Source organism: Brevundimonas sp. (genome assembly GCF_046295595.1).
GTDB lineage: Bacteria > Pseudomonadota > Alphaproteobacteria > Caulobacterales > Caulobacteraceae > Brevundimonas.
This window is the reverse complement of record NZ_JBKBMX010000011.1, coordinates 57782-74828: the sequence shown is the minus strand read 5'-3', so window position 1 is coordinate 74828 and position 17047 is coordinate 57782. Positions and strand designations below refer to the sequence as shown.

General features: G+C 67.8%; 19 protein-coding genes. 14 read left to right on the top strand and 5 right to left on the bottom strand.

The window, feature by feature from the left end; all coding sequences use genetic code 11:
• Window positions 1-145 precede the first annotated feature (145 nt).
• Both ACK4JY_RS09255 and ACK4JY_RS09250 read left to right on the top strand, forming a co-directional pair.
• Window positions 146-793 (top strand): hypothetical protein, encoded by a 648-nt coding sequence (locus tag ACK4JY_RS09255; protein ID WP_409604946.1) that lies wholly within the window; start codon window positions 146-148, stop codon window positions 791-793.
• 26 nt (window positions 794-819) lie between these two features.
• Window positions 820-2154, top strand: a complete 1335-nt coding sequence (locus ACK4JY_RS09250; protein WP_409604944.1) for a hypothetical protein — start codon at window positions 820-822, stop codon at window positions 2152-2154.
• A 9-nt stretch (window positions 2155-2163) separates the two neighbouring features.
• Here ACK4JY_RS09250 and tldD read toward each other — a convergent pair whose 3' ends face one another.
• The 4 genes from tldD to ACK4JY_RS09230 form a co-directional block, all read right to left on the bottom strand.
• Window positions 2164-3594 carry a metalloprotease TldD gene (gene tldD / locus ACK4JY_RS09245; RefSeq protein ID WP_409604942.1) on the bottom strand — a complete coding sequence of 477 codons (1431 nt, stop codon included), beginning with the start codon at window positions 3592-3594 and terminating at the stop codon, window positions 2164-2166.
• A gap of 92 nt (window positions 3595-3686) precedes the next feature.
• Entirely contained in the window at window positions 3687-4439 is a 753-nt protein-coding gene (locus ACK4JY_RS09240) for a GIN domain-containing protein (RefSeq protein WP_409604940.1), read from the bottom strand.
• 12 nt (window positions 4440-4451) lie between these two features.
• On the bottom strand, window positions 4452-5024 hold the full coding sequence (locus ACK4JY_RS09235; protein ID WP_409604938.1) for a DUF1700 domain-containing protein: 573 nt from the start codon (window positions 5022-5024) through the stop codon (window positions 4452-4454).
• The gene (locus ACK4JY_RS09230) at window positions 5021-5413 is read right to left on the bottom strand and encodes a PadR family transcriptional regulator (protein WP_409604936.1); all 393 of its coding nucleotides are present in this window, start codon (window positions 5411-5413) and stop codon (window positions 5021-5023) included. Before ACK4JY_RS09230 ends, ACK4JY_RS09235 begins: the two co-directional genes overlap by 4 nt.
• Before the next feature lie 242 nt (window positions 5414-5655).
• Between ACK4JY_RS09230 and coxB the strand changes: the two genes are divergently transcribed.
• The 11 genes from coxB (at window position 5656) to ACK4JY_RS09175 (ending at window position 15851) form a co-directional block, all read left to right on the top strand.
• Window positions 5656-6690: a cytochrome c oxidase subunit II gene (gene coxB, locus ACK4JY_RS09225; protein WP_409604934.1), complete on the top strand. Its 1035-nt coding sequence runs from the start codon at window positions 5656-5658 to the stop codon at window positions 6688-6690.
• A gap of 24 nt (window positions 6691-6714) precedes the next feature.
• Window positions 6715-8379, top strand: coding sequence for a cytochrome c oxidase subunit I (ctaD, locus tag ACK4JY_RS09220; RefSeq protein WP_409604932.1), 1665 nt, complete (start codon window positions 6715-6717; stop codon window positions 8377-8379).
• 74 nt (window positions 8380-8453) lie between these two features.
• Window positions 8454-9422, top strand: a complete 969-nt coding sequence (gene cyoE / locus ACK4JY_RS09215; protein ID WP_409604930.1) for a heme o synthase — start codon at window positions 8454-8456, stop codon at window positions 9420-9422.
• A 5-nt stretch (window positions 9423-9427) separates the two neighbouring features.
• Entirely contained in the window at window positions 9428-9607 is a 180-nt protein-coding gene (locus ACK4JY_RS09210; RefSeq protein ID WP_409604928.1) for a hypothetical protein, read from the top strand.
• 11 nt (window positions 9608-9618) lie between these two features.
• The gene (locus ACK4JY_RS09205) at window positions 9619-10182 is read left to right on the top strand and encodes a cytochrome c oxidase assembly protein (protein WP_409604926.1); all 564 of its coding nucleotides are present in this window, start codon (window positions 9619-9621) and stop codon (window positions 10180-10182) included.
• Between the two features lie 52 nt (window positions 10183-10234).
• A complete protein-coding gene (locus ACK4JY_RS09200; RefSeq protein WP_409604924.1) occupies window positions 10235-11143 on the top strand; it encodes a cytochrome c oxidase subunit 3 in 909 nt (302 codons plus the stop codon).
• A complete protein-coding gene (locus tag ACK4JY_RS09195) occupies window positions 11140-11520 on the top strand; it encodes a DUF983 domain-containing protein (protein ID WP_409604922.1) in 381 nt (126 codons plus the stop codon). The genes ACK4JY_RS09200 and ACK4JY_RS09195 overlap by 4 nt, the downstream gene beginning before the upstream one ends.
• On the top strand, window positions 11520-12260 hold the full coding sequence (locus ACK4JY_RS09190) for an SURF1 family protein (protein WP_409604920.1): 741 nt from the start codon (window positions 11520-11522) through the stop codon (window positions 12258-12260). The genes ACK4JY_RS09195 and ACK4JY_RS09190 overlap by 1 nt, the downstream gene beginning before the upstream one ends.
• Window positions 12261-12310: 50 nt before the next feature.
• Window positions 12311-13522 (top strand): M16 family metallopeptidase, encoded by a 1212-nt coding sequence (locus tag ACK4JY_RS09185; protein WP_409604918.1) that lies wholly within the window; start codon window positions 12311-12313, stop codon window positions 13520-13522.
• A 24-nt stretch (window positions 13523-13546) separates the two neighbouring features.
• Window positions 13547-14137, top strand: a complete 591-nt coding sequence (locus ACK4JY_RS09180) for a GNAT family N-acetyltransferase (protein ID WP_409604916.1) — start codon at window positions 13547-13549, stop codon at window positions 14135-14137.
• 46 nt (window positions 14138-14183) lie between these two features.
• Complete coding sequence (locus tag ACK4JY_RS09175; protein ID WP_409604914.1) at window positions 14184-15851, top strand: putative bifunctional diguanylate cyclase/phosphodiesterase; 1668 nt, start codon at window positions 14184-14186, stop codon at window positions 15849-15851.
• Window positions 15852-15854: 3 nt separating this feature from the next.
• Here the strand turns inward: ACK4JY_RS09175 and ACK4JY_RS09170 are convergent, their stop codons facing one another.
• The gene (locus ACK4JY_RS09170) at window positions 15855-16421 is read right to left on the bottom strand and encodes a YqgE/AlgH family protein (protein WP_409604913.1); all 567 of its coding nucleotides are present in this window, start codon (window positions 16419-16421) and stop codon (window positions 15855-15857) included.
• A gap of 118 nt (window positions 16422-16539) precedes the next feature.
• Between ACK4JY_RS09170 and ACK4JY_RS09165 the strand changes: the two genes are divergently transcribed.
• Entirely contained in the window at window positions 16540-17025 is a 486-nt protein-coding gene (locus ACK4JY_RS09165; RefSeq protein WP_409604911.1) for a peroxiredoxin, read from the top strand.
• The last annotated feature ends 22 nt before the right edge of the window (window positions 17026-17047 follow it).

The following is a 17047-nucleotide window of genomic DNA, read 5'->3' as shown; positions in this document are numbered from 1 at the left end:
CCTGGGCCCAAGAGGCGGACGGCACGACCATCGAGGAGACGGTCGTGCCGGTCGACCGTTCGGACGCGCCGATGTGGACTTCCTGAGCGCCGGCGCCCCGTTAATTCCGCGAGTGATGCACCATTGGATCGCATCTAAACGGGGGGTGCGCCAGTTTCATCTGGCTGGCGGCCTTTTTCATGTTAAGGTGGCAGCTTGGCGGGGCGATATCATGCTTCTGGTTGTTCTTGGCTGCATAGCTCTCGCGCCTAGGGGCGCCGAAGCTGAAGCTTTGCCGATGAACGAGCGGATTGCGCTCAACACGGCCGAGGCTGTCGCCTGTGTCCGGCACTATGAGGATCGTATCCGTGCCGGGGAAGACCTGCGGATCACCCCTGATCTACCCGGCAGGGACCGCAGTGCGATCCTGACCGCGAGGGCGAATCTGTCGATGAGCGTCTATGATCGGAATGACAGCGGCGGCCTTGATCGCGAAGAATGGCTCCAGAAGGATTGGGATTTCGAACTTTTGTACGATGTGGACCGCGATCTTCGCGTTTCGCGTGAAGAATACCTGACCGGTCGGTTGCCCCCTAGGAATACACAGGACGCCGGCCTGAGGGATTTCCAGAATCTCACAACGAGGCGGGAGGTCAGCAGGTTCAACCGCCTGAGCGATGGGGGAGAATTCCTGCAGAGATCCCGTCTCGCGCGGGAGTCGGCGATGACGTTCCGGGCGCACGATCTGGACCGGGACGGCGAGATCACTCCATCTGATGTCTCTCGTTTATCGAGGGGTGAGTTTAGACGTTAGCGCGGGATATTTGTGCGGGGGCGACTATGATAAACAATAGCGAAATCGATGTTGGCGTGGTCAATCTCAGACCATTGGAAGATATACTGAACGATCATCAATATCGTGGTCAATTAAAATATCTGGTAAATGAAAATCGTAGTCTTCTTTATCTTGTCCCTGGTAACGGAAACTATGCAGGTAACGGATCAAACGATGCATGGATTAAATGGGAGGCCTATGCTCGTGCTAAACTTGGATTTCAGGGTTTATTGGGCAGAAATGCAGAGGGGGAGGCGCAAATACAAAGATGGTTGGACGAGTATTTTGACCTCTATCCCAATAGCGACCCATTTGACCTGAAGCCAGAAAATCGTGGAGATTGGGCTGCATTCTTTCATGATATCAAATCATGGGGCGGGGTGTTGCGCGATGTCGCAGGGAACTTGGTATTCTCGTATCAGTCAGTCCTGTCTTTTCTTGAGTCCCACGATCCCTACGAATTGCTGGCCGCTCCGTTCATTTCGTTCTTCGGCTCGGCGGCCAACGTGGTGAGCGAGCTCGTAGAGGCGGGCGGCGATTTTTTCGGCGGCTTCACGTCCGGTTTCCAAGATTTTTTCTCCGGAACGCAGATGGCCGTTCAGAACCTCTGGCAGGGCGACTTCTTCGGTGCCGCATCGAGCTTCTTTTCGGGTATCGGTAACGCCATTTCCCACTTCATCGACGGCATCGGCGACGCCTTCATGCACTTGTTTCCGGTGGTGCTGGACCTCGACCAGGACGGGATCGAGTTGCTGACAAACACAGAGGCGGCGAACGTCCGGCTGTTTGAGGCGGATGGCGAGCACTATATCCAAGGTGGCTGGGTCGCGCCGGACGATGGACTTGTCGGAATAGATCTGAATAGAAACGGCCTGATCGATTCCATGGACGAGTTCGTGTTCACACGCCTCGATCCGAACGCCGCATCCGATCTGGAGGCCCTGCGGGTCTTGGACACAAACGGCGACGGTGTTTTGGATATGAACGACGCCGAGTTCGAACGACTGATGTTGTGGCAGGATCGCGATGTAGACGGCTGGTGCGATGAGAGCGAGGCGATCACCCTTACCGAGGCGGGCATCAACTCATTGAGCCTGTCGCTGGACAACCGCGTGAGCCAGAAAGTCAAAGGCCATGATGTTTTGCATCTATCCACTTTCCAGTGGGCCGATGGGAGGATCGGTGTTGCGGGCGATGTGGCGTTCATCGTGCCCGCTGAAGTGCATTCGATCCACGAGGCCACCGCACCGCGCTACAACTGGCGCGCGGACCCACATGGAGAGCTCCTAGATTCCTTGGTCCGAGTGGAGATGCTGCACGACTGGGCGCTCGTCGCCTAGGTCGCAGACCTAAACCGCCGTGCCGCCCACCGTCAGCCCGCCGATCTTGAGGCTGGGCTGGCCGATGCCGACGGGGACGCCCTGGCCGGCCTTGCCGCACACGCCGACGCCCGGATCGAAGGCGAAGTCGTCGCCGACCATGCTGACGTTCATCAGCGCCGTGGCCCCGTCGCCGATCAGGGTCGCGCCGCGGACCGGGGCGGTGATCCTGCCGTCTTCGATCAGATAGGCCTCGGTGCACTGGAAGACGAATTTGCCGTTGGTGATGTCGACCTGGCCGCCGCCGAAATTGGCGGCATAGAGGCCGCGCTTCGTCGAGGCGATCATGTCGGCCCGGCTGTCCCTGCCGCCTTCCATGAAGGTATTGGTCATGCGCGGCATCGGCATGTGGGCGAAGGACTGGCGCCGGCCGTTGCCCGTCGCGCGCGTCCCAAGCTGACGCGCCGACAGCCGGTCATGCATCAGCCCCACCATGATCCCGTCCTCGATCAGCACGGTGCGCGAGGTCGGCGTGCCCTCGTCGTCGATGCTCAGCGAGCCACGGCGGCCGGCGATGGAGCCGTCGTCGACGATGGTGACGCCGGGGGCGGCGACGCGCTGGCCCATCTTGCCGGAGAAGACCGACGAGCCCTTGCGGTGGAAGTCGCCCTCGAAGCCGTGGCCGATGGCCTCGTGCAGCAGCACCCCCGGCCAGCCGGCGCCCAGCACCACGTCCATTTCGCCGGCCGGGCAGTCGACCGCCTCCAGATTGACGAGGGCCTGGCGCAGGGCCTCGTCGACCTGGCCCTGCCAGCGTTCGGGCGCGATCCAGGTCTCGAAGCCGGCGCGGCCGCCGGCGCCGGACGAGGCGCTCTCGCGCCGGCCGTCCTTCTCGACGGTGACGGAGACATTGAGCCGGACCAGCGGCCGCAGGTCGGAGACGCGCCGGCCGTCGCCGCGCAGGATCTCGATATTGCGGCGCTCGCCGACCAGCGAGGCCGAGACCTGCACCACCCGCGGGTCGCGGGCGCGCGCCCAGGCGTCGATCTCCGACAGCAGGGCGATCTTGTCCGAGAAGGCCGGCGAGGCCAGCGGATCGACGGCGTCATAAAGCCTCTGGTTGGTGGCGCGCGGGGCCTCGGCCACCACCGCCGCATGGCCGGCCTTGGCGAGGGCGGCGCTGTCGGCGGCGCGACGGAGGGCGGCGGCGCTGATCTCGTTGGCGTGGGCGTAGCCGGCGGTCTCCCCCGCCACCACGCGCAGGCCGAAACCGCCGGCGGCGTCATAGGCGGCGGACTTCAGGCGGCCGTCGTCGAAGACGAGCGACTCCAGCTCGGATTGTTCGAGGAACAGCTCGCCATCGTCGGCGCCGGCGAGGGCCTCCTGGAGGATGGACAGGGCCTCGTCGGGCGTGACGTCGGCGGATTCGAGGATGGCGGGCGGCGAGACGGGCAGGGTCATGCCGTTCAGATAGGGGGTGGGGCCAGCGAAGTCACCGGCCCCACCCTCCGTCGCGGCGGGAAAAAGCCCCGGGGCGTTGCCCCGGCCCCGGGTCAGCGCTGATTGACGTCGCCGGACCCCGAGATGCTCTGGGTGAGGCTGGCCGGCCGGCGCGTCAGATCCACGTCGCCGGAGCCGGCGATGGAAATCCGCGCCGCGCCGGTGGGACCGACCTGGGCCTCGCCGGAACCGGAGATGTCGACATCGGCGTCACGGGTCTCGAGGCCCGACAGGTCCGCCTCGCCGGAACCCGAGATGTCCAGATCGACGGTTTCGGTGCGGCCCGTCGCATCGACCTCGCCCGAGCCGTTGATGGTGACGGCCAGATCGGGCTGGTCATAGTCGCGGATGATCAGCTCGCCCGAGCCTGACACGTCGAAGGTCCGGACCGACGGCGCGGTGACCGTGATCTGCAGCCGGTCGCTATTGTGCCATCCGAACGTCACCACCTCGACGTTCTCGTCGCCGTCGTCGAAGGTCAACCGACCGGCGCTGAGGCGCAGGCCCTCGACCTGTTCGCGGGGACCGACGACCTCGACGGAGGCCTCATCGCCCTGGACGTAGGTGACGTCGGCGGCGACGTCGATATCCAGCCGGTCGCTCCCGTCCCAGGCCAGGGTGCGGGTGACCCTCGGGCCGTTGTCGGCGCGTTCGAAGCGGATGGTCTCCTCATGCCCGCTCTCGCGGAAGGTCCACGACCAGCCGTTGCGGGCCAGGTCGTTGCCGCCGAGGGCGGCGGCCCCGGCCAGCGAGGCGGCGCAGAGCACCAGGCTTGCGCCGGTGATGATCAAAAGAGTGCGGATCATGCGAATCTCTCCTCAGGCCTGGGCTTGGGGTTCAAGGGCCGGCTTGAGCAGCCGGTAGTGCAGGCGGGCGAACCAGACGGTCGCATTGACCAGCAGGATGGTGGCGATGGCGGTCAGGGCGCCGATCGCCGTGGCGCCGGCCATCATGCCCAGTCCGCCGAGGATCGCGGCGAGCGGACCGCCGGGGAAGCCGGCGAACGGACCCGCGACCATCACGGCGCCGCCGCCGATGAACAGGCCGATGGCGGCCATGAAGAAGCCGAACAGGGCCCCGACCACGCCCATCAGGATGGGCAGCAGGATCAGGATGTCGATCGCCCCCAGTCCCAGCACCGCGAACACCGCGGCGGCGGCGGCGGACGGGTTCTTTTCCTGGTCCCAGCGACGGGCGCCGGCTTCGGCGCGCAGTTCGCGGGCGAGGCGGTCGGGATCGCCGAGCGCCGCGGCGACTTCCGCCTCGGTGCGGCCGGCGGCGACGCCGTCCTCGAAATGCATCTCGTAGTCGGACGCGATCTCGGCGGCGGCCGCGGTCGGCATGCCGACGAGGCCTCGCCTCAGGCGGCCCATGAATTCGGCGCGGGTCATTGTTCAGCTCCCCTTTCTGCAGTCGCTGCAGGAGTGTTGGCGACGGCGACCGGCGGGGCCGGTTCGGCGTCGGCGTTCATGACGCCCTCGACGGCGGTGACGAAGGCGCGCCATTCGGAGGTCTGGGCCTCCAGGGCGCGCCGGCCGGCGTCGGTCAGGCGATAGTATTTTCGCGACGGGCCGGAGGACGATTCGACCAGATAGGTCTCGACCTGGCCGTCGGACTGCATCCGCCGCATCAGCGGGTAGATCGTCCCTTCGCCCATGTCGATCGCTTCCGACAGGGTCGAGGCGATCTCATAGGCGTAGCTGTCGTGGCGGTTGAGAAGGGCCAGCACGCACAGGGTGAGCGCTCCCTTCTTCAGCTGGATTTCAATGGTTTCAGGCACCTCGGCGTCTCCTCTGATGGAGCAAGAGGTATCGCAAGGTATCTGGTGGTGCAAGGTAGCTGGCGAAACATGACAGCGATTTAATCCGCCTCCCGGATGCGGGTGCGGCGTCCAATCGCTTGGCAATCGCGGGGGAGGGCGATATGGACCCCGCCAAGAACCGCCGTGGGCCTCCGCCCAGGCGCCTGCTTGCGATTCACTCGCAAGCGTTTGCGACAGAACGGTTTATGAGGATGTCTCGCATGGGGATGGGCACGCGGGCCCGGGGTCTGATCAGCGGTGGCATGGCCGCCGCGGCCCTGGCTCTTTTCGCCGCCGCACCGGTCGCGGCGCAAGAGCTGGTTGGCCAGCCGACCGACGGCGCTGTGGGGCTTCAGACGCCGGCTGCACCGCTGATGCATCAGGCGCATATGTTCCATGACGCCGTCCTGATGCCGATCATCACCTTCATCTGCCTGCTGGTGCTGGGTCTGCTGATCTGGATCGTGGTCCGCTACAACAAGAAGTCCAACCCGGTCCCGGCCAAGTGGAGCCATAACACCCTGGTCGAGGTGATCTGGACGGTCGTGCCGGTCCTGATCCTCGTCTTCATCTCGCTGTTCTCGTTCCGCCTGCTGTTCGCCTATCACGACATGCCGGAGCCGGATCTGACCGTGAAGGTCACCGGCAACCAGTGGAACTGGGCCTATGAGTACCCGGACCAGGGCGTACCCGAATACATCTCCAACATGCTGCCGGAGGAAGAGGTCGCCCAGCGCGGCATGCCGCACAGCCTGTACCGCCTCGCCGCCGACGAGCCGATGGTGGTGCCGGTGGGCGCCAATGTCCGCCTGCTGGTCACCGCCGCCGACGTGATTCACGCCGTCGCCCTGCCGGCCTTCGGCCTGAAGACCGACGCCGTCCCGGGCCGGGTCAACGAGACCTGGTTCCGCGCCGAACGCCCGGGCATCTACTACGGCCAGTGCTCGGAACTGTGCGGCGTCGACCACGCCTTCATGCCGATTCAGATCAATGTCGTGTCGCGCGCCGAGTTCGCGACCTGGGTCGCCTCCAAGGGCGGTTCGATGACGCCGCGGACGGCGGAACAGGCTCCGGGCGGAACGGCGGCGCAGATCGAGGCCGGCACCACCGGTGCGGTCGCCTCGCGCAACGTCTCCTCCGATGCGATGGCCGCCGACGGCGGCGCCATCCCGACGGCCCAGACGGCCACCACCCCGACCGAACAGCCGACCGGAACCGCAGCTGCGCCCGCTCCGGCCGCTCCGGCCGCCCAGTAACGATACGCGAGAGCCCCAAAGACCATGGCCACCGCAGCTGCGAACCTCGCCCACGACCACGACGGGCAACATGACCACAAGCCGGGTTTCTTCACCCGCTGGTTCCTGTCGACCAATCACAAGGACATCGGCACCCTTTATCTGATCTTCGCCATCATGGCGGGCATCGTCGGCGGCGCCCTGTCGGGCCTGATCCGCTGGGAACTGGCCGAGCCGGGCATCCAGATCTTCCGTGAAGGCTCGGGCGTTTCGCTGCTCGGCCTCGTCGAACAGACCAAGCACGGCTACAACGTCGTCGTCACCGGCCACGCCCTGATCATGATCTTCTTCATGGTCATGCCGGCGATGATCGGCGGCTTTGGCAACTGGTTCGTGCCGATCATGATCGGCGCGCCGGACATGGCCTTCCCGCGCATGAACAACGTCTCGTTCTGGCTGCTGGTCGCCTCTTGGGTGCTGCTGATCACGTCGCTGTTCGTCGACGGCGGCCCAGGCAAGGGCTTCGGCGGCGGCTGGACGGCCTATCCGCCCCTGTCGACCATGGGCCACCCGGGCCCGGCGATGGATCTGGCGATCTTCGCCCTGCACGTCGCGGGCGCGAGCTCGATCCTCGGCGCCATCAACTTCATCACCACCATCTTCAACATGCGCGCCCCGGGCATGACCCTGCACCGGATGCCGCTGTTCGCCTGGTCGGTGCTTATCACCGCCTTCCTGCTGCTGCTGTCGCTGCCCGTCCTGGCCGGCGCCATCACCATGCTGCTGGCCGACCGCAACTTCGGCACCAGCTTCTTCGACCCCGCCGGCGGCGGCGATCCGGTCATGTACCAGCACCTGTTCTGGTTCTTCGGCCACCCCGAGGTCTACATCCTGATCCTGCCGGGCTTCGGCATGATCTCGCACATCGTCTCGACCTTCTCGAAGAAGCCGATCTTCGGCTACCTCGCCATGGCCTACGCCATGGTCGCCATCGGCTTCGTCGGCTTCATCGTGTGGGCGCACCACATGTACACGGTCGGCATGAGCGTGAACCTGCGCGCCTACTTCATCGCCGCGACCATGATCATCGCCGTGCCCACGGGCGTGAAGATCTTCAGCTGGATCGCGACGATGTGGGGCGGTTCGATCAGCTTCAAGACGCCCATGCTGTGGGCCATCGGCTTCATCTTCCTGTTCACCGTCGGCGGCGTGACCGGCGTGGTCCTGTCCAACGCCGGCATCGATTACGCCCTGCACGACACCTACTATGTCGTCGCCCACTTCCACTACGTCCTGTCGCTGGGTGCCGTGTTCGCGATCTTCGCAGGCTTCTACTACTGGTTCGAGAAGATGTTCGGCGTGAAGTACAACGAGTTCCTCGGCGCCGCGCACTTCTGGATCATGTTCATCGGCGTGAACCTGGTGTTCTTCCCGCAGCATTTCCTCGGTCTGCAGGGCATGCCGCGCCGCTACGTCGACTACGCTGACGGCTACACCCTGTGGAACCAGGTTTCGTCGATCGGCTATGTCGTCACCATCGTCGGCGTCGGGGTCTTCCTCGTCATGCTGGCAGAGGCGGCCATCCGCCGTCGTCCGGGCGTCGACAATCCGTGGGGCGAAGGCGCCACGACCCTGGAGTGGACCCTGTCCTCGCCGCCGCCGCACCACCAGTTCAACGAACTGCCGGTGGTCAAGGGCGACGACCACTAGGTCCGGTCCGACCGGAACGAAAAAACCGGGGGCCGCTCCTGCACAGGGGGCGGCCCTCAGACGTTAGAAAGACCATGCCCTCACCCGCCGCCGCCACGACCATCTCGACCGCCCAGCCGGAAGACTTCTTCCAGCTGCTGAAGCCGCGCGTCATGTCGCTGGTGATCTTCACCGCGGTGACCGGCCTGGTCGTGGCCGACGGCGCGATCGGCTGGCTGACGGCGGCCATCGCCATCCTGTGCATCGCCGTCGGGGCCGGCGCGGCCGGGGCGCTCAACATGGCGCTGGAGGGCGAGACCGACGCCCTGATGCGGCGCACGCGCGGCCGGCCGGTGGCGGCGGGGCGGGTGTCGCGCCAGGACGCCATGACCTTCGGCGTCATCCTGTCGATCTTTTCGGTCATGCTGCTGGGCATGGCGACCAACTGGCTGGCCGGCGGCCTGCTGGCCATGACCATCGTCTATTACGCCGGCTTCTACACCTTGCTGCTGAAGCGGCGGACGCCGCAGAATATCGTCATCGGCGGCGCCGCCGGCGCCTTCCCGCCGGTGATCGGCTGGGCCGCGGCGACCGGCTCGACGCCGTGGCAGGCCTGGCTGCTGTTCCTGATCATCTTCCTGTGGACCCCGCCGCACAGCTGGGCCCTGGCCCTGTATTCGGCCGGCGACTACGCCAAGGCCGGCATCCCGATGATGCCGGTGGCGCGCGGGGCGAAATCGACCCGGCTGCAGATCCTCCTGTACACCCTGGCCTTCGTCCCCGTGGCCATCGCGCCCGGGCTCACGGGCATGGGCGGGCCGGTCTATCTGGTCGTTTCGATCGCCGGCGGGCTGGGCTTCCTGTTCCTCGCCGCGCGGCTGTGGCGCTCGCGCGCCGGGGACGAGCCCGACAAGGCCGAGGCCGTGGGGCGAGAGGCCGCATTGTATGATGTCCGCGCCGAGGCCAAACCGGCGCGTAACCTGTTCGCCTTCTCGATCCTGTATCTGATGGCCCTGTTCGCGGCCCTGCTGGTCGAGAGCCTGACGCCAACGATGAGCCTGTAGCCGCCATGATGCGCCTGACCCCGGAACAAATGGCTTCGCGCAAGAAGCGAAACATCGCCCTCGCTGCCGTGCTGGTGGCCTTCATCGTGCTGGTCTTCACCACCACGGTGCTGAAGCTGGCGGGCAATATGGAACAGCGTCAGGCCACGGTCGCGGCGGGCCAGCCCGTCGCCCCCGCCGGGTGAGGCGCCGCGCGATGGACCGCAAGAACCTGATCGCCATCGCCTGCGTCCTCGGCGTCATGGGCATGACCGGCGCCTCGTTCGCCGCCGTGCCCCTGTACCGGATGTTCTGTCAGGTGACCGGCTTCGACGGCACCGTCCGCAAGGCCGAGAAGGCGCCCGATACGGTGCTGGACGAGTCCGTGCTGATCCGCTTCGACACCAATGTGCGCGGCCTGCCGATGATCTTCCGCGCCGAACAGGTCAGCCAGCGGGTCCGTATCGGCGAGACCGGCATGGCCTTCTTCGACGTGACCAACACCTCGGACCAGCCGATCCACGCCACGGCCTCCTACAATGTCGTGCCGGAGCGGGCCGGGCCCTATTTCCAGAAGCTGCAGTGCTTCTGTTTCGAGGGGCAGACCATCCAGCCCGGCGAGACGATGAAATTCCCGGTCCAGTATTTCGTCGCCCCGGAAATGGCCACCGACCGCGAGAGCCGCGGCGTGCGCGAGATCACCCTCAGCTACACCTTCTACCCGACCAGGGGGGCCGACCTGGCCGCAAACGCGGCGCCAGCCACTGGCGCGGCCGGATAGCGGACGCTATAGCCTGCCCCAACCCGCTTCTCGACCGTTGCAAGAGACTCAGATGGCCGACGCCCACGCCACTCCGCATCACGACTACCACCTGGTGAATCCCAGCCCGTGGCCGCTGGTGTCATCGATCGCCACCGTCGTCCTGATGATCGGCGCCGTGGTGTGGATGAAGGGTCTGGTTCCGGCCGAGTCGGGTCCCGTGGCCCTGGCCCTGTTCGGCGACGGACAGGCGGCCCTGTTCTTCGCCGGCCTCGCCGGCGTGCTGGTCTCGATGGCCGGCTGGTGGGCCGACGTCATCAAGGAAAGCCGCGCCGGCGACCACACCCCGGTCGTTTCGATCGGCCTGCGCTACGGCATGATCCTGTTCATCGCCTCCGAGGTGATGTTCTTCGCCGCCTTCTTCTGGATGTTCTTCGAGATGGCGATCTTCAACGAGGCGCGCGCCCATGTGCCCGAGATCGGCAACTGGGCCGAGACGGCCGCCGCCTGGTCGACCTGGCCGCCGCGCGGCATCGAGGTGCTGGACGCCTGGCAGCTGCCGCTGCTGAACACCCTGATCCTGCTCCTCTCCGGCACGACCGTGACCTGGGCGCACCACGCCCTGCAGGTCGGCGATCGCAAGGCGACCAAGATCGGCCTCGCCATCACCGTCGCCCTCGGCGTGCTGTTCACCGCCATCCAGGCGTATGAGTACCAGCACATTCTCCATGAGAACCTGTTCTTCAACGAAGAGGCGCTGAACTCGGGCCTGTACGGTTCGATCTTCTTCATGGCGACCGGCTTCCACGGCTTCCACGTCCTGATCGGCACCATCTTCCTGCTGGTGTGCCTGCTGCGCCTGATGGCCGGCCAGATGAGCCCGGAGAAGCATTTCGGCTTCGAGGCCGCCGCCTGGTACTGGCATTTCGTCGACGTGGTCTGGCTGTTCCTGTTCGCCTTCGTCTACGTCGCCTTCGGGTGACGCAGGGGACTCCCGTTCCAGACCTTCAGCCGGCGCGGATCGACCCGATCCGCGCCGGTCTGCTTTGCCGGTGCCCGAACTGCGGCAAGGCTCCGTTGTTCTCCGGCTTTCTCGAGGTCGTGAAGCAGTGCCGCGTCTGCGGCTTCGACTTCACCCGGCTCAACACCGGCGACGGCGCGGCCGTCTTCGTGATGCAGATCGCCGGGGCTCCGGTCGTGTTCGGGGTCCTGTTCGCCCAGATCGCATGGAACCCGCCGATCTGGGCCATGCTGCTGGTCGCCCTGCCGCTGGTCGCCGGCCTGTCGCTGGGCCTGATGCGGCCGGGCAAGGGGGTGATGATCGCCCTGCAGATGCGTAACCGCACGGAGCGCGACTGATGCGCCGCTTTCCCTGGATCCTGACGATCGCCTCGGCCCTGCTGCTGGCCCTGCTGGTCTGGCTGGGCGTCTGGCAGGTGCAGCGGCTGCAGTGGAAACAGGACCTGATCGCCCAGGCCGGGGCGGCGGCGTCCCTCCCGCCGGCCGCGCCGTCTGAGGTCCTCGACGCGGCGGATGTCGAGTTCCGCAAGGTGTCCCTGACCTGCCCGGGCCTGGCCAGCGCGCCCTATGTAGAACTGCAGTCGATCCAGGCGGGCCAGGCCGGCGTCCGCCTGATCTCGGCCTGCCGGCATCCCGGCTACGGTCAGACCCTGCTGGTCGACCGCGGCTTCGTCGCCGACGTCGTGTCCGCCCGGCCCCCGACCTGGGCCAGCGCCACGCCGGTGCAACTGGTCGCCGAGGTGCGCGAGACGCCGGCGCCGGGGCCGATGGCCCTCGCCGCCGAAGGCCGCCGCTTCTATGCCCGCGACAACGCCGCCATGGCCCGGGCGCTCGGGGTCGAGGGCCCCGTCGCCCCCCAGACCCTGTTCGCCCTGACCTCGTCCAATCCAGACTGGCTGGCCCTGAGCCCCTCGGCGCCCCCCGCCGCCTTCTCCAACAACCATCTCGGCTATGCGATCACCTGGTTCGGACTGGCGCTGACCCTGGCGGCTTTCTATATCGCCCTGCTCCGCCGCAAACTGACCCCGCCGCCCGCCGTGAAACGCGCGGACGACGACCGGGAAGAGAGACCCTCCTGACCGCCCAGCTCCATACCCTGTCGAATGGCGTCCGTGTCGTCTGCGATCCTATGCCCGGCCTGCGCACCCTGGCCCTGACCGTCGCCGTGCGCGGCGGCGCCAAATGGGAGGACGAGGCCCGCTCCGGCTGGTCCCACTGCCTCGAACACCTGGTCTTCAAGGGCGCCGGCGACATGGGCGCGCGCGAGATCGTCGAGCGGATCGAGGCCGAGGGCGGTTCGCTGAACGCCTCGACCGGCTATGAGCGCACCAGTTTCGAGGTCCGCGCCCTCGACGGCTCCCTGCCGCTGGCCATGCAGGTGCTGTCCGATCTGGTGTTCCGCCCGACCCTCGACCCCGAAGAGATCGAGCGCGAGAAGGATGTGGTGGCGCAGGAGATCGCCGAGGCCTTCGACACTCCCGACGACCACGTCTTCGAAATGGCCCAGACCCGGGCCTTCAACGGCCAGCCTCTGGGCCGGCCGATCCTCGGCTCGGTCGCCAGCCTGAAGCCGATCACCCGCGCCGCGATCAGCGAGTGGCGCGCCCGCCTGTATTCGCCCGACCGGATGGTGATCGCCGCCTCGGGCGCGGTCGACGAGACCGAACTGCTGGCCCTCGCCGAGCGCTGGTTCGGCGACCAGACCGCGACCCCCGCCGAGACGCCCGACGCGCCGCGCTTCACCGGCGGCCACGCCGCCCTGTCGCGCCGCATCGAACAGGCCAATATCGTCTTCCAGCTGCCCGCCCCCTCGGCCGCCGACCCGTCCTATGCGGCGGCGCGGCTGATGACCGAGATCCTCGGCGGCGGCATGGCCTCGCGCCTGTTCCAGAGCGCCCGCGAGGAGCGGGGGCTGGCCTACGCCATCGACGCCTATCACGAACCGTATGAGGACGCCGGCCTGCTGGGCGTCTACGCCGGGGCCTCGGCCGACCGGGCGGTGGAGCTGGCCCGGGTCTGCGCCGCCGAGATCCGCGCCTTGGCCGAGCACGGCCCGACGCCCGCCGAACTGTCGCGCGCCAAGGCGGTGATGAACGCCGGCCTGTGGATGTCGGACGAGAGCCCGGCGGCGCGGGCCGGGCGGGCCGCGGCCCAGGTGTTGATCTTCGGCTCGACCATCCCGTCCCAGACCATGGCCGACCGCGCCCTCGCCCAGGGCGTCGACGATGTCCGCGCCGCCGCCGCCGCGCTGCTGGCGCCCGGTCGGGCGGCCACCGCCGTACTGGGTCCGAAGGCGGCCGCCGCGGCCGGACCGGCCTTCCGCGACGCCCTTTTCGGCTGACCGCCCGGGGACTATCCTGATCGCATGGCCCTGCTGGATTGGATCAATGAGGCGACCGGCCTGGTCGTGAAGGGGGAGGGGGTCACCCTGCGTCCCCCGCGCATCGCCGACTATGAGCCCTGGGCCGCCCTGCGCCGGCAGTCGCACGCCTATTTGCAGCCGTGGGAGCCGACCTGGCCCGAGGACGACCTGACCCGTCCCGCCTTCCGGCGCCGCCTGTCGATCTACACCCGCGAGATGGAGGCCGGTCACGCCTGCCCGTTCTTCATCTTCGCTGACGTCGACCAGTCGCTGGTCGGGGCCATCACCCTGTCGAACGTCCGCCGCGGCGTGGCGGAGGCGGGAACCCTCGGCTACTGGATCGGCCGACCGGTCGCCGGACGGGGCTACGCCACCGCGGCGGCGCGGGCGGTGGTGGCGCACGCTTTCAACGAGTTGAGGCTGCACCGGGTCGAGGCGGCCTGCGTCCCGACCAACCAGGCCTCGCGCCGGGTGCTGGAAAAGTCAGGCTTCGAGCTGGAGGGGCGGGCCCGGGCTTATCTCAAAATTAACGGCGCTTGGGCAGATCATCTGCTGTTCGGCGTCGTCAATGAGGGCGCTGGACGCCGCGGCTGATCTCGGGTGATCCTTGAGGCCGTTTTCTCGGGAACGGTCGCGCGTCGTGAACACTCGCTCCAGAAGTCTGGCCTGGGACGCGACGACCGCGATAGAGGCGCTGGCCGCCGCCGATGCGGCCCTGTGGATCTGGACCCCGTCTGACGACCAGATGCGCTTCACCGGCGCGACCCGGGCGCTGGGCCTCGGCCCGCTGGCCCCGGAGTGCTCGGGCGCCGCCTTTACCGCCGTGGCCATTCCGCAGGACCGGTCGCTGGCCGAGCGCATCCTCAAGCCGCAGGCCGAAGGTACGGAGGTCGCCGTGCGCCTTCGCATGCGCGACTCCGAAACCTGCATCTGGCGCGGCGTCTGGCTTGAGGACGGTCTGCGCGCCGCCGGGGTGGTGGCGCTGGAGACCAAGTTCGCGGCCTCGCACCGCGACCACCTGACCGGCCTGCTGGATCGCCGCACCTTCCTCGCCCGCGCCGGCGAGACCCTGACCCAGCCCGGTGACTACGAACTGGTCGTGGCCGACGTGGACCGGCTGCGCCGTCTCAACGAGGCGCTGGGGCATGAGCGGGCCGATCTGGTGCTCGCCGCGCTGGGCTCGCGTCTGAATGGCGCCTTCGCCCAGGAGGCCAGTCCGGCCCGGGTCGGCGAGGACGAGTTCGCGGTCCTCGTGCCGCGCGGCTCGGGCGCCGCCTCCGAACGCCTGCGGGAGGCCTTGGAGCAGCCCCTGAGGGTCGCCGGCTTCGACATCTATCCGACGGTCTCGATCGGCGCCGTGGCCGCCGAGGGCGGGCCTGACGCCTCCGATGCGGCCGAACTGCTGCGCCGCGCCGAGCTGGCCGTCGAACAGGCCAAGACCGCCGGGCGCGGCGGGGCCGCCGCCTATGGCCGGGCGCTGGAGACCGACAGCCTGTCCCGGCTGGCCCTCGAGGCCGACCTGCGCAACGCCTTCGTGCGCGGCGAGATCGAGCCCTTCTACCAGCCGGTCGTCAATCTGAAGACCGGCGCCGTGGCCGGGTTCGAGGCCCTGGCCCGGTGGCGCCACCCGCAACGCGGCCTCGTCCCGCCCGACGACTTCCTCGGCCTCGCCGACGAGATGGGGCTGATGAACGAGCTCGGCCTGCTGATGATGAGCCAGGCGGCGCGGCAACTGGCCGAATGGCTGGTCCGGCATCCGTCGGCGGGCAGACTGTTCTGCAGCGTCAACCTGTCGGTCGGCGAGATCGAACGGGCCAATCTGGTCGAGGACGTGGCGCGGATCATCGAGGACTCCGGCCTGCCGCGCGGCGCGCTGAAGCTGGAGGTGACCGAGGGCGACATCATGCGTGACACCACGCGCGCCGCCGCCACCCTGACCCGGCTGCGCGAGGCCGGGGCCTCGCTGGCGCTCGACGATTTCGGCACCGGCTTCTCGTCCCTGACGTGGCTGGCCAAGCTGCCGTTCGATACGCTGAAGATCGACCGCTATTTCGTTCTGACCATGGACAAGGACGAGGGCTCGGCCAAGATCGTCAAATCGGTCGTCAACCTCGGCCGCGACCTGTCGCTGGAGGTGGTCGCCGAGGGTGTCGAGAACGCCGGCCTCGCCAAACTGCTGCTCGACGCCCAGTGCCACTACGGCCAGGGCTTCGGCTACGCCCCCGCCCTGCCGGCCCAGGAGGCCGAAGTCTATCTCAACGAGTCGCTGGCCGACGGCTCGGCGCCGATCCGGGCGCGGTCGGCCTGAGTCTCAGGCCCGCCCGCTCTGTCCCGACAGCCGCGCCGGGTCGACGCCCAGCCCCGCCAGGGCCTTGCTCCATTTGCCGTCGTAGTCGGCGTCGAAAATCAGGTCAGCGTCGGCCTCGGCGGTGAGCCAGACATTCTCGCCCAGCTCCTCCTCCAGCTGGCCCTCGCCCCAGCCGGCATAGCCCAGCAGCAGGACCGAGCGGCGCGGCCCGGTGGGATCGACCATCGCCGTCAGCGCCTCGCGCGTGCCGGTCATGGCCAGGCCGTCGCCGAAGGCCAGCGATGCGTCCTCGGCCAGCCAGTCGGCGGTGTGCAGCACGAAGCCGCGCTCGCGCTCGACCGGCCCGCCGACCAGCACGGGCCGGTCCAATGCGGAGTCCGGGGCCGGGGTATCCAGCCTGGTCAGGACCTTCTTCAGATCGACCCCGGGGGCCGGCCGGTCCAGCCGCAGGCCCATGGCGTGGTCCGGACGATGGGCGCAGACAAGGATGACCGCGTGCTCGAACCGGGGGTCGCTGATGCCCGGCATGGCCACCAGCAGCCGCCCGGCGAGGGAATGGAATTGGTCCATGCCTCTATCATCGGGACCGGCGACGGCCGGCGCAAGGCCAGGCGGCGAGGGAAAGGTTGGCGCGGGCCCCGCCAGCGCCTATCTGGTGCCCATCGACCTTCACCCCCCGGAGCCTGCCATGACCGTCCAGATCGGCGACCGCATCCCCTCGGCCACCCTGACCCGCGCCACCGATGACGGCCCGCGCCCCGTCTCGACCGATGAGATCTTCGGCGGCAAGACCGTCGCCCTGTTCGCCGTCCCGGGGGCCTTCACGCCGACCTGTTCGGCGCGGCACCTGCCGGGCTTCAAGGATCACCGCGGCGACCTGACCGGCAAGGGCATCGACACCGTCGCCTGCCTGTCGGTCAACGACGCCTTCGTCATGGGCGCCTGGGCCGACAGCCAGGGCATCGGCAAGGACGAGATCGTCATGCTGGGCGACGGCAACGGCGACTTCACCCGCGCCCTCGGCCTGTCGATGGACGCCAAGGGCTTCGGCATGGGTGAGCGCTCGCAGCGCTATTCGATGCTCGTCCGGGACGGCGTGGTCGAGCAGCTGAACGTCGAACAGGCGGGCGAGTTCAAGGTGTCCTCGGCCGAGCATCTGCTGACGCAGCTCTAGGGAAGGGCGCTATCGCTCACGG